Raw genomic sequence first — 13,229 nt, 5'->3', positions numbered from 1 at the left:
TTATCAATTATCAATTAATATTTAAACTTCTTCAAACTATTTTCCAATTGATTTTTTGAACCGCTGAAAGGCGTCAAATAAAAACTGTACTCATAATTTCCAGATTTAATCTGATATTGCTCTAATGGCTGTGCAACAATCGTCCAGCTATCATTTCCTCCTACTCCCATTTGGATTAAATCGATGTTTACCGTCAAAAATCCAGGGTCTTTCAAATTATACGTATGTCCTGCTGAGCTTAAGTTTTCTTGTGTATAAGGCCATGCACTCATGCTTAAAACTTTAGAATCATTTACCAATAAAAACCCATTATTTTTTTGCGGAGTACTTAATGCCATCCATCTTACATCACATCTGTTTCCATTTTCCTGTGGTTTTGGATAATGTTCGATAAAATCATTAATTGGAAGCGAATATTTACCAACGAATGAACCAAAACTTCTGTCGTTGTAATTCTCTAATTCTCCTTTTCCGTACCAAGAAATCTGATCGAATTTTCTTTGAACTCCCATCTGCATTCCGACTTTTGGAATGTTTGGCAGTTTGTTTGAAGCTTTCAAGCTGTAATCTACTTTTATCAGTCCATCTGGTTTGATGTTGTATACTACATTTACGCTTGCGCTGTCTTTTATAACTTCATAATTACTTGTGATTTTAATTTCAGAAGCTGATTTATCAATTGAAATGTTAACCAATTTTGGTTTTGCTTTATACCATTGTTTCAACAATTTTTGCGATTTCCAACCACGTTTATCATTGTCAGTTAAAGGTCTAACAAAATTCGGAAGTAAAGGTGCAAAAACCTGTTCTTCTCCATTGAAAACATATGAACTCAAGGCTCCGTTTGCTTTGTTGATTTTGATGTCGAAAGATTTTCCTTTGATGTTAAAATCTGAATCTGATTCGGAAACATTTAGATTTCCTTTTTTGGATTCTAAAACAACTTCTTTCTTTTTCAGCAGAAACTGATCTTCTGCGACAGCGTATCCTTTAGAAGCCCAAAGTTCATCTTTCGAAAGCTGGAATTCGATATTCAAAATGTACTCTGCATCTGCTTTCATTTTTGGAAGATACTGAGTCACATTTAATGTTGTGGATTGTCCTGACTCTAAATTGAATGGTTTTAGAATTTGTGTTTTAATGATATTTCCGTTTTCCAAAACTTTTAAAACCGGAATATATCCTGCCAAAGATTTTACAGCACTGCGATTTTTGATTTCTAACTGATTCCCGTTTAAAGTTGAAACCGCTGGCTGATATACCCATTTATTTTCAAAAATTGATCCTTTTGGTTTTCCGTTAGAATCTACAATTCCTTTTGTATTGAAATTTCCATCGTGGTATTTTTCACCAAAATCGCCTCCGTGAGCAAAATAATTCTGTCCTGATCTGGAATCGAATTTTACTAATCCCTGATCTTTAAATTCCCAGATACAACCTCCAATAACTCTTGGAAGCGAACGAAATTCATCCCATAATTCTTTTAAATTCCCAACTGAATTTCCCATTGCATGAGAATATTCAACGAAAATAATCGGTCTTGTATCTTTCTTTTGATCGACTAAAAATTTCGGAGTAAAAACGCCAGGATAAAAACGGCTCACCATATCTACATACGAATCATCTTGCGGATTTTCGAATCGATAAGCGTGATCGATTGTTTTAGGATATCCCAAATCAAGCGGATCGATATATCCGTCTAATTTTGCATTTCCCTGCGCTGGTTCGTAATGTACGGGACGTGTAATGTCAAAATCATGAACCCAACCCGACATGGCGGAATGATTTGGTCCTTTACCACCTTCGTTACCCAAACTCCACATTACGACCGATGGATGGTTTTTATCTCTTTCGACCATTCGGGTCATACGTTCCAAATAAGCGTTCGTCCATTTTGGATCGTTACTTAATTTCCCACCAATTCCGTGAGTTTCCTGATTGGCTTCGTCCATCACCATGATTCCGTATTGATCGCACAATTCGTAAAAATAAGGATCGTTTGGATAGTGACTTGTTCGTATAAAGTTGAAATTAAACTTCTTAATCGTTGTAATATCTTGTTTGATTTCTTCTCTCGTAACGGCTTTTCCTCTTGTTGGATGATGATCATGACGGTTTACGCCATACACATACGTTTCTTTTCCGTTAATGAGCATTTTTCCGTTCTCTTTCGAAAATTCAATCGAACGGAAACCAACTTTACAGCTTTTGGCTTCGGTAACATTTCCGTTTTTATCTTTTATCGAAATAACCATTGTATATAAATTCGGTTCTTCTGAACTCCATTTCTTCGGATTTTTAATGGTTTCTTGGAAGAATCCAAAACGTACATTATCCAGACGAGGGTAACTTTCGTTGATTAAATCAATCACAGGTCTTTGAAGTGGTACTTTGAACATTGCCGTATTATTGGCATCGTACAATTGAACATTCATCGTATAATCTTTGATTTTTTCTCCTGTAAGATTTTCAACTTTCGGACGCAATTTGAAAATAGCATCTTTGTATTCTTTGTCTAATTTCGTTTGAACAAAGAAATCCTGAATACGCAGTTTTGGCTCAGCCATAATAAAAACTTCACGCTGGATGCCGCTCATACGCCAGTGATCCTGATCTTCTAAATAAGAACCATCCGTCCAACGGATTACACGAACAGAAACTACGTTTTCTCCTGCTTTTAAATAAGGTGTAATATCAAACTCAGATGGCAGGAAACTATCTTCTCCATATCCCAAAAATTCTCCGTTTAACCACACTTCAAAACCGGAACTTACTGCTCCAAAATGTAAAGTCACGGTCATATCTTTCCAATTTTCCGGTACGATAAAACTGCGCTGATACGAACCAACTCCGTTATAATCTTTAGGGATATAAGGCGGATTTATGGGTCTAAATGGATAAACCGCGCTTTTGTAAATTGGATTATCATAACCTTTCATTTCCCAGTTAGAAGGCACTTCGATTTTATCCCAGCCTGAAACAGTATTTTTATAGAAATCTTTTGGAGCTTCTTTTTGATTAACGGCATATTTAAAATCCCAATCGCCATTTAGCATTTGGATTCTACTTTTGGTTCTGTCGCCTTTTAAAGCGTCTTCAACACTTGCGTATGAATAAGCAGTTGCTCTTGATGGTTGTCTGTTGACGCTTGTTATCGTTGGATCTTCCCACGGAGCGAACTGGTATTTTTTGTGTAATTCAGGTATTCCCGCAGGTTCTCCTGTTACGGATTGGGCATGTGTGTAAGTTGTGAATAGTAAAATTACAATCAAAAAGTCGAAAGTCGAAAGTCGAAAGTTGAAAAATTGCTGAATATGATTGGTTTTAAACATTATTTTATTTTTAGTTCTTTTGTCATTCCGACGAAGGAGGAATCTCCTTACTACATTCTACAAAAATTGGTAACCCCTCAGTGAGGAGCTACTTGCGAAGATTTCTACTTCGTCGAAATGACAAACTTGGTCTTAATACTTAATTCTTTTTACTTAATTCTTCATCTTTTTCTCCGGCGGAGCCACAAAATTCAATTTGCTTTTCCCTAAATCTTTAGACGTTGCAATGGCGATTCCTCTTTGTTCTGCTTTGTTTACGGCACAATAAAAATGATAGACAACACCATCGTGTTTTACCACAAAAGATTTATGGGCAAACATATCATCATAAGGTTCAGAAGATTTAACTAAATCGTCGCCTTTCCAGTCCATCCAGTTTACTAAATCATTCGAAACTGCGAAACGGTTAAATGCACCTTGATTCCAACCCGTCCAGAAAGCTCCAAAATAGAACATCACCCAAGTATCATTAATTCGCTGAACATAAGCATCTCCTGAGATTCCTTTATGATGGTTGATTAATGGTTTATCGCCATAACGCTTCCATGTTTTCATATCGTTTGATACTGCCATCGCAATGCGTTCTGCGCCTTTAGCAGGATTTATACTATCACCACGAGCGTTATAATACATGATGAAATTGTGTCCTGTCAACTTATCTTTATCCCTAATCACACTGTTTTTGTACATCGTACTATTGTCCCACCATTTGGCGTCTTTATCTTTTGGTGTTAAAACCGGATTTTCTAATCTTTGAAACTCGTGTGGTTTTGTCGGTTCTTCTTTGGTATACGCCATTCCGATTGATAAAACGCCTGCTTCATAACCTTTGCTGTCTCCGCCAAAATAACTCATCCAATATTTGTCATCGTACTTTTCCCATTCGTAACTTCCTCCCCAAGTTGGATCTTGCAACGAAATATATCCTGCTTTTTGGTTGGCATCCCAATGTTTTTCATTTTCTGAGAAAGACATTACTTTACCTAAATATTTCCAATCTAAAAGATTGTCACTTTCTGCTAACCATGTTTCATAACCCCTTCCGTCGTAAATTAAATACGTCATATACCATTTTCCGTCTTTTCTAAATACACTCGGACAGTCCATTTTGTATGAGTTGTCGGTAGGAACCATCACCAAACCGTATCTATAAGGTGTTTTAATTTCCTCATAAATCTCCTGCATTACGCTGTCGGTAATTTCTCTTTTCTTGTATTTGGTTGCACAACTTGATAAGAGAAGTGCTGAAATGGTTAGAATTAGGTATTTAATTTTCATTTTTATGTTTTTTTGCCACGAAGGCTCTAAGTATGTTTTCTTTGTGTCTTTGTGAGATTAATTTCTAAGCTTTACATTTAGCTCTCGCAAAGTCGTTAAGACACAGAGTTTTTTTTATTTTTCTCTCGCAGATTTTGCAGATTTTTTATCTGCCTGATCTGCAAAATCTGCGGGAAACTTTAATTTATTTTTTCAATTCCCTTAATTTAGACTCCATCACGTCTTTGTTTAATTTTACTTTTACCATTCCGGTTGGATGAAATCTTCTTTTCAAATCGATTGCATTATAAACTATTGTGTAGACGTCGTTTCCTTCAGGTATTAAACACAAAGGCGTTCTCATAATATCCCACCATTTATCAACTTTGGTTTCTATTGGTAAATAATGTGCTTCTGCCCAATTAACTCCGTCTGCTGATAACGAGTACGCAATCATATTTGGTAAATGATGTCCCCAACCGTCTGGGCCTCCATCGAAAATCGCGATGTACAAACCGTTTGGTAATTGACTTACAATTGGGTTTTCTACGAATAACGGATGCATTGTTTTAATGGGTTCCAAACCTTTATTCATTCTTAACCATGGGCCTTCTAAACTTTTGGATTCGGCTAAAGCCACAAACCAGCCTTTTCCTGATTTCTTCGGATAATCTGCCCATGAATTAAACGGATAAGCCCCGCTGTAAAATCCGAAGTATTTATCTCCAACTTGGTATGGAAAAAATGAAGCCACACCCTGACGTCCTTCCCAAGGCTGAGAGTCCAATCCCGGTTCCATAATAATTCCCATATCTTTGTAAGGTCCGCCAATTCCATTGATTCCTTCAACCGTTGATTCGCAACGCCATATTCTTCCAAATGAATGATTTGGCTCTATTTCTTTGCTAACCGTATAAGCCAAATAATAGCCGTACCATTTGTTTGCCTTTTCGTTAAAAACCGGCATATACGACCAAATTGCGGCACGGCGATCATTCATTGGATTATCGTCTTCCGTTACAGCGTAAGTTCCGCTTGCTTTATAAATGGTTGATTCTCTTTTCCAATGGATTGCATCTTTACTTGTCCAATGTCCAATTTTAGTTTTTACACGATCGTAATAGTAATCAACACCTTTTTCTCCTGCTCTTTCGGTTGGAAACATATGATACGTATCGCCAACTTTTACTACTCGTCCGCCTTCGAAACCGCCCTGAATTCCTTCTGTTCCAGACATTCCTTCATCTATAACGGGCTTATTTTCTCCGCCTATGATTTCGAAAAGCGGTTTTTCATCTGAAAATCCTTCAACGATAAAAGTTGGATTCCAGAGTTTTCCGTCTGGAAATTCTGCATTTCTTTTTTCTAATTTTTCAGAAGATTTTACGACTCCTAAAACAGCAAATAATCCTTTTCCCAGATTTATTGTTTGAGTTCCTTTTGCAAATGAAACTGCATACACATTTACAGGAGGTAAACCTGTAATCGTCAATCCGTTTTCTAAAATTAATTTGGCATTTTGAAGCTTATCAGCTTGAAGATATTCCGCATTTTTATCCTGAAAAACACCTATTAAAACCGTAACAGGTTCTTTAAATTTTAATTGCAATGAAGCATTAGTTCCATTTTTATATTTGTCTAAAGGAAGTTCAATCCCAGTCAAACCTTGAAGTTCTGGAGCTAAACGAACAATATTGTGTTTGCTTCCTGAAAATACATGCGCGTATTGCGTGGTTTTGAACGTTTTGTAATTGGATTTTACAATTTCAAATGATGCTGGTTTCCATGCGGTTTGTGCTGTGGCTTGGATGCAGACAATTAACAGCATTAGGAAAATGGCTTTTACTTTGAAGTTGTATTTATTATTTTTTGAAAACATTGTTTTTTTATTTTTTATTGACTTCTAAATTTCCCCAATCTTGTCATTTCGACGAAGGAGAAATCTTCGTTTGCTGAGCACGCTTTGCAGATCAAACTTTGTGGAGCCTCTTGCGAAGATTTCTCCTTCGTCGAAATGACAAAACTGACGTGACAATCTTTGTGGTTACGAGTGTGATTCCTCGTTCCTCAGAATGACAAACTAGACGTTATAAACTATCGGCTAATCTCTCATAACTTATAACTTATAACTCATAACTTAAATAGCCTTATAACTCACTTTATACTCCACATTCGGTTTTAGAATCAACTGATATTTATTTTTTGCTAATTCTGTAATGGTCCCTGAATTTGTTTTAGGTTTGCTGGCACTTTCAAAAATCAATTTTCCTTCTCCTTCGCCCGCTTTTACTTTGATTTCTTTGGTATTGCAATACACGGCAACTTCTCCGTTTGGTGTGGGCACTTTTCCTTCCATCCATTTTAAACCTCCTAAATTTGGTTTGATTTCGTATTGGGAATAACCCGGCGCAGTTGGCTTTACACCTAAATAATATTTTCCTAATAAGTAAATCGGACTTGCGCCCCATGCGTGGCAAAGGCTTTTTCCGTAAGGGCGACCATACATCGTTAAATGTTCCGTTCCTTTTTTGTTCGGATTGTATTCTTCCCAGAAAGAGGTTGCGCCTTCATTTAGCATTCCTCCCCAATAGTCCTTCATTTCTTTTAAAACGTAATCTTGTTCGCCCATGGCACACAATGCTTCCAATTCGTAAAAACGCATGTAAGGAGTTGTAATTTGAAGAACATCTTTATTAAGCAACACCTTATTTTTTACACTTTGTTTCTGTTCTTCATTAAAATAATTAAAGAAAATACCGAACATATTAGCATATCTGGTTACAATATTTTGCATTTTACCGTCGATGCGCTGATGCTTCATGACGTTTTCTTTTTTATCCCAAAAGACATCAAATAATTTCGTTTTTAAATCATCTCCTAATTTTTGATATTGTTTTTGGTCTTCACTTTTACCTGCAATTTCAGCACTAACAGCCATTGCTTCTAAACTTCTCGCTAAAAGCATTTGTTCAAAACTAACTTCGCCCGTTTTTGGAAGTCCGTCTGCCCAATCAATAAATACCCAGTCACCTTCTAATGGTTCCAGGAATCCGTTTTTGTTTCTTCTTTCTAAACAGAAATCCATAAGTGATTTCATTCTTGGATAAAAAGTTTTGATGAATTTCGTATCGCCTGTGTGTAAATAATAATCGTAAACACCTACAAACCAATACAGCGAATAATCCATGATGATATTTACGTGAGCCGTTACAGGATCTTTTCCACGAAGTGCTAAAAGCGTTCGTTCTACAGAAGCCGAATCAAAGAATAAATAATAATTCATTAAATAACTTTGATAAGCATCGCCAGACCAAACCCAGCGGTCACGTTTGATTCCGTCTATAAAAAACTCACGAGACGTTAAATGCATTGTATAAGCAGATACATCCCAAATTTTATTCAATTGTTCATCAGATGATTTGAATGCACCACGATAATCTAATGGTAGATATTCATACAACATCGAAATAGAATCGTATTTTACTCCTGCATCTGCTTGTACCTGAACATAGCGAAATGCTTTTGAACCATCATGTGTATAGGTTTCAGATTGTTTTCCATCAAAAGATAAATGATCTAAGGTTTCGCATTTGGCAGAATCCAAAGCTTCTTCGCGAGATTCTCCATAATAAAGCGCTAATTTCCCTTTTCCTTTTAAACCGTGAATTTTAATGTAACCAAAAGTTTCTTTTCCAAAATCTACCAACTGACCATCTCCTATTTTTTCTGTTTTTTTAGCGCTTAAAGGTTTCGTTGTTAATTTAAACTCAGAAGGTTTATTTTCTGGCGAATTAAAATTCCAAGAACCAACAGGCACCCATGGTGTACCGGATTGTTGTGCTTTTCCAGTTTCATCAATCCAAAGTTTATCTTCATTTGTTACTTTCCAAGATGCATCAGATTTAACGTATTGACCTGAAATATAAATAGCCGGCAACACTTCCTGATTATAAACTTTAAAGGAAATTTTGTGTTTTCCGGCAGGAACAGTAATCGATTTTGGCTGTCCGTAAATTTGAACGCCATCTAAAAGTAATTGAAAAGGTCCTTCTGAGAAGATTTTTACTTCGTCAGGCTTTAGAATATCTACTTCTGTTTGAAAAGTGACCAAAGCATAAGGACTGTAATATTGCCAAAGTGGAGGAAACACAGCTTCGCGTTCTGTACGTCTTACCTGCATTTTATTGCTTAACCAAACTTCAAAATCGCCTGGATACCAAATCCATGTGGCAGGCTTATTTTCCTGAGCAAATACAAAAGCTGAGGAAAATAAAATAATAAAAACAAATAATTTTTTGAAATTTAGAAATCGATTTCGCATAAAAAGATATTTTGGGTTTAAAGATAAGTGTTCCTTTTACATTTCATAACCTGTACTGTCCTGTACCATCCTGAAATTAACAAAATATTGCAGTTTTGAAAGAATTTTAAAACACAATTAGAAACAACTGTTGCACTAAAAAAATAAAAGCTCATAAAGTAAAACTTAAAAACAGAAATTACAACAAATAAAACTATATGTGAGATGAAGAAGGAATCTGGAATAGAACAATTTATTATCTTAATTTCAGCAATATCATAATTTCTGATCTTCCAAAATATAATTAGCAGGTGTCGTACCCAAGTGTTTTTTGAACATATAAATAAACGCACTGGCAGTTTCATAACCCAAATCGAGTGCGATTTCTTTTATAGATTGTTTTTCGCCCAGTCGCTTTATGGCTTCGAGTAATTTTAAGCGGGTGCGCCAGTCGCTGAAATTCATTCCGAGTTCTTTAATGAATAATCGGGATAAGGTTCTGCTGCTCATAAAAGAAATTTCTGCATAATGGTCGATTGTGTTTTTACTGGCCACATCGTTGAGCAGAAGCTCTACTACTTTTTGCAGTCTCTCATGATTCGTTGTAGGCAGGAAAGTAGCGCTCGGTTCAATTAAGGTAAGTTCATCTAAAAACACGTCAATAATTCTTCTTTTTGCAGGTGTAAGATTCCCTTCAGTTCCAAAAGAAATGATTTTAAAAAGCAATTGTTTCAGGAATATCGAAATATCAAAAGAAAAGCTAGAAGTTGGGAGTCCGTCCGTAAACGATGGGTCAATAAAAATGCTGTACAAATTGACATCTTTCTGAAATGTAACCTGATGCTCCAAACCACCAGGAATCCAAAGTCCCTGCAACGGATTAACCACCCAAATCTGATTGTCGACCACAACATTCATCACGCCGCTTGTTGCGTAAATAAGTTGTGCCCGCGGGTGCGAATGCGAAACGCAAACAGCATCGTTTACCACTTCGGTATAACCGACAACGGGTAATTCAGGATTTATTTGAAATCCAAAATCGACTACTTTATATGTCCGAACATCGTTATTCATTGTCCAAATATAGTAATTAAGACATTGTTATTTCTTTTCACCTTTGTAAAAAATTAATTGCAGATATCATTTCTAATCTGTCATAATCTAAAAATAACTCATGGAGACCATTAAAACCAATTCGGAAATAGTCAAAAAAACTACTTATTCTATTCTTTTTATCATCAGTTTTTCGCATTTAATTAATGATCTTTTACAGGCTGTTGTTCCGTCCATTTATCCGTTACTGAAGGAAAATTTCAATTTAAGTTTTTCTCAAATCGGGATTATCACTTTTACGTATCAGATTGTCGCTTCTATCCTTCAGCCTTTTGTGGGAATGTATACCGACAAAAAATCAAAGCCTTATTCGTTGATTATCGGAATGTGTTTTACCATGACCGGGTTATTTCTTGTTTCGATTGCTTCGAGTTTTACTTACCTTTTATTATCTGTGAGCTTAATCGGAATCGGGTCTTCGATTTTCCATCCCGAATCTTCGAGGGTGGCGCATCTGGCTTCGGGAGGTAAAAAAGGGCTGGCGCAGTCAATCTTTCAGTTAGGCGGAAATGCGGGAAGTGCTATCGGGCCTTTATTGGCAGCTTTTATTATCATTCCGCACGGACAAAGTTATGTGGCTTGGTTTTGTATTATTGCTTTGGTTGGGATTTTTGCTTTGTATAAAATTGCGCTTTGGTACACGGAACATCTGGCTTTAAGAAATGCCAATAAAGCAGCGCATAAAATTGAAACGCATCATTTGTCTAAAAACAGAGTAATCGTTTCCCTGATTATTTTGTTGGTTTTGATTTTCTCCAAATATTTCTACATGGCCAGTATTACGAGTTATTATACGTTCTTTTTGATTGATAAATTTCATATTTCGATTCAGCAGTCTCAGGTTTATTTATTTTTATTTTCGGGTGCAGTCGCTGCCGGAACTTTGATTGGCGGACCAATTGGTGATCGCTTTGGAAGAAAATATGTAATCTGGGTTTCGATTCTGGGTGTTGCTCCTTTTACGATGATGCTGCCTTACGTTTCTCTATTCTGGGTTGGAATTTTATCTGTAATTATTGGTCTGATACTTTCGTCTGCTTTCTCTGCTATTTTAGTTTACGCAACAGAATTAATGCCGGGGAAAGTGGGGCTGGTAGCTGGTCTTTTCTTCGGATTTGCTTTTGGAATGGGTGGATTAGGTTCTGCGGTTTTAGGAAAAATTGCTGATGCCACCAGTATCGAATATGTTTTTAAAATTTGTGCCTTCCTGCCGTTGATTGGTATTATTACCGGCTTTTTGCCGAATATTGAAGGTCGAAAAAAGGCCTAATTTTTTAATCTCGCAAAGTCGCGAAGTCGCAAAGGTTTCTTTTTTGGCATTTAAAGCAAGTTTTACAAACAATCTTACAGTATTTCATAAAAAAACAGATAGTTCTCCAACTGAAAACTATCTGTTTTTTTGTATCTAATTTTCAAAGTGAAACACTAAAATTGTACCCCTTTAATCTTTAATAATACGTTTACTAATTTTATTTCCATTAGTTGTTAAAGTCAAAATATAAGCTCCAGATGGAAGATTTTCTAAACTTAAGTTTTCTGTTTGCCTATTCACAGTTTTAGTAACAATCAATTTACCGGACAAATCAAACAGCTCAATTAAAGTGCCTTTTGCCATTTCGTTGTCTAATTCTATTGTCAGGATGTTTTTTACCGGATTTGGATAATAATTAAATGTGAAATCAGAATTAACATCTTCTATTGTTTCCACATTTAGATCTGTATTTATTTTTTTAGCGGTTGTAAAGTTACTTTCGGAATAACCTAAATCAGGATTACTGCCGGAATACGAAAGACCAACATTAGTTCCTTTGTCAATTAAATCGCTTCCCTGAACTAATTTGAAAGGCAAGTTATTTGGAAGATCACCATTTGACTGTCGGGCTCCGATGGCAAGTGAAGTACTGGTACTTGTAAAATCGGAGGTATTTACAGTGACACTTAGATTCCACGAGTTGTTTTGCTGTGTAGCGTTTGAAATAGAAATTGTTCCGGATAATGAAATATTATTTTTGAAAATATGTTTCTTTCCCGACTGCACCGGATTTCCAAAACCAAAGTTGATGTTGTTTCCGAATCCTGTACAATTATATAGTGTTATGCTTCCGGTATTGTTGTTCTGATCGAATCCTTTTTTGGGATGTCCTATTGCAACACATTTGGTCAGTACATTGTCAGCCGGAACAGAGTTTCCTCCTACTTTAAAACCATTTCCGTTTCCGGTAAACCCTCCGTAATTCCACACATCAACACCGTTTCTGATCGCCCAGCAGTTTTCGAAAGTTACTTTTTGGGTACTGTCAAAACAATCGTATCCGTCATCTGAATTTTCCCAGGCACGGCAGTTGATAAATTTATTTCCCGGTCCCTGTTCTTGTTTTGGGCCAAAACCATCAGCCATGCTTCCCTTCTTTTTGGGATCATAATTTCTGTACGCATCGCAGTTTTTTACCGTTGTATTCGAACCTCCTTTGTTAATTTCGAGACCGGTATTTCGATTATTGTAAAAAGCACAATTTTCAAAAGTAGTATTAGAACCTGTTACATAAGCGCCCTGATAGCCTGCTCTGGTAATGGCAATTCCTTTAAAACTCCAATAAGACCCTGTAATGCTAAAACCATACGAATCCTGCACCCATTCCTGATCCGGAAAAGAAAAATCTATTACGGCTCTTCCGTTGTTTACACATTCTACCTTGATTGGATTTGAAGAAGTTCCGGATTTAGTAAACGAAATAGTGTTTTTGGCACCCGCAGTATACGCAATGGTATACGTTCCGGCTTGTAATAAAATAACATCTCCGGCAACAGCTTTGCCAACAGCTGTTTTAAAATTCATAGCGTTAGTAAAACTCGAACCCGAATTAGAAGCACTTCCGGTTGGTGTCACATAATAAGTAGCTGCTGAAACTGATCCCGATACCAAAAGGGACAGCATGAAATAGTAGATTTTTTTCATAAGTTTTGTGTTAATTTGAGCAGCACAAGGTACTTATGGTTTTTTATAAAAATATTGAATTAATTCAATGGTTTTGAAGAAATTGAAATTGATTTTGAAAATTGAGGAAAATGATTAAAAATATGTTTGGTAAGATTTTGAATTGAATTTCTTTGTGGGTACGAGCTAGAAGCCATAAGTGTTCGAAACCTCAAAGTTATTATATTTGAGTCTAAAACAGACTTATGAAATTAGAAGAAGTTTTAGGTTATATTCCGAAAGGAGAATTAGA

At 36.1% G+C, this 13,229-nt stretch carries 7 protein-coding genes; 1 reads left to right on the top strand and 6 read right to left on the bottom strand.

Annotated elements, in window-relative coordinates:
• Window positions 1–14 precede the first annotated feature (14 nt).
• From FLACHUCJ7_RS00810 to FLACHUCJ7_RS00790, 5 genes are all read right to left on the bottom strand, one after another.
• Entirely contained in the window at window positions 15–3,332 is a 3,318-nt protein-coding gene (locus FLACHUCJ7_RS00810) for a glycoside hydrolase family 2 TIM barrel-domain containing protein (protein WP_230408769.1), read from the bottom strand.
• Between the two features lie 153 nt (window positions 3,333–3,485).
• A complete protein-coding gene (locus FLACHUCJ7_RS00805) occupies window positions 3,486–4,610 on the bottom strand; it encodes a glycoside hydrolase family protein (protein WP_180907538.1) in 1,125 nt (374 codons plus the stop codon).
• Window positions 4,611–4,794: 184 nt separating this feature from the next.
• Window positions 4,795–6,468, bottom strand: coding sequence for a glycoside hydrolase family protein (locus FLACHUCJ7_RS00800; protein ID WP_180907537.1), 1,674 nt, complete (start codon window positions 6,466–6,468; stop codon window positions 4,795–4,797).
• Window positions 6,469–6,726: 258 nt separating this feature from the next.
• Window positions 6,727–8,910 (bottom strand): alpha-L-rhamnosidase-related protein, encoded by a 2,184-nt coding sequence (locus FLACHUCJ7_RS00795; RefSeq protein WP_180907536.1) that lies wholly within the window; start codon window positions 8,908–8,910, stop codon window positions 6,727–6,729.
• A gap of 255 nt (window positions 8,911–9,165) precedes the next feature.
• Window positions 9,166–9,963 carry an AraC family transcriptional regulator gene (locus FLACHUCJ7_RS00790; RefSeq protein WP_078225607.1) on the bottom strand — a complete coding sequence of 266 codons (798 nt, stop codon included), beginning with the start codon at window positions 9,961–9,963 and terminating at the stop codon, window positions 9,166–9,168.
• 100 nt (window positions 9,964–10,063) lie between these two features.
• On the opposite strand from FLACHUCJ7_RS00790, the gene FLACHUCJ7_RS00785 reads away from it, so the two are divergent.
• A complete protein-coding gene (locus tag FLACHUCJ7_RS00785) occupies window positions 10,064–11,272 on the top strand; it encodes an MFS transporter (protein WP_180907535.1) in 1,209 nt (402 codons plus the stop codon).
• Window positions 11,273–11,443: 171 nt separating this feature from the next.
• Here the strand turns inward: FLACHUCJ7_RS00785 and FLACHUCJ7_RS00780 are convergent, their stop codons facing one another.
• Window positions 11,444–12,958 carry a right-handed parallel beta-helix repeat-containing protein gene (locus FLACHUCJ7_RS00780; protein WP_180907534.1) on the bottom strand — a complete coding sequence of 505 codons (1,515 nt, stop codon included), beginning with the start codon at window positions 12,956–12,958 and terminating at the stop codon, window positions 11,444–11,446.
• Window positions 12,959–13,229 lie beyond the last annotated feature (271 nt).

Origin of the sequence: Flavobacterium salmonis (assembly GCF_903819435.1) — a bacterium.
Taxonomy (GTDB): domain Bacteria; phylum Bacteroidota; class Bacteroidia; order Flavobacteriales; family Flavobacteriaceae; genus Flavobacterium; species Flavobacterium chungangense.
This window is presented reverse-complemented; position numbering and strand designations above follow the sequence as displayed.

What these genes read in the sequence shown, in the direction of transcription:
- FLACHUCJ7_RS00810 (WP_230408769.1), bottom strand. Translation starts at nt 3,332, where the DNA reads ATGTTTAAAACCAATCATATTCAGCAATTTTTCAACTTTCGACTTTCG.
- FLACHUCJ7_RS00795 (WP_180907536.1), bottom strand. Translation starts at nt 8,910, where the DNA reads ATGCGAAATCGATTTCTAAATTTCAAAAAATTATTTGTTTTTATTATT.
- FLACHUCJ7_RS00790 (WP_078225607.1), bottom strand. Translation starts at nt 9,963, where the DNA reads ATGAATAACGATGTTCGGACATATAAAGTAGTCGATTTTGGATTTCAA.
- FLACHUCJ7_RS00785 (WP_180907535.1), top strand. Translation starts at nt 10,064, where the DNA reads ATGGAGACCATTAAAACCAATTCGGAAATAGTCAAAAAAACTACTTAT.
- FLACHUCJ7_RS00780 (WP_180907534.1), bottom strand. Translation starts at nt 12,958, where the DNA reads ATGAAAAAAATCTACTATTTCATGCTGTCCCTTTTGGTATCGGGATCA.
- FLACHUCJ7_RS00800 (WP_180907537.1), bottom strand. Translation starts at nt 6,468, where the DNA reads ATGTTTTCAAAAAATAATAAATACAACTTCAAAGTAAAAGCCATTTTC.
- FLACHUCJ7_RS00805 (WP_180907538.1), bottom strand. Translation starts at nt 4,610, where the DNA reads ATGAAAATTAAATACCTAATTCTAACCATTTCAGCACTTCTCTTATCA.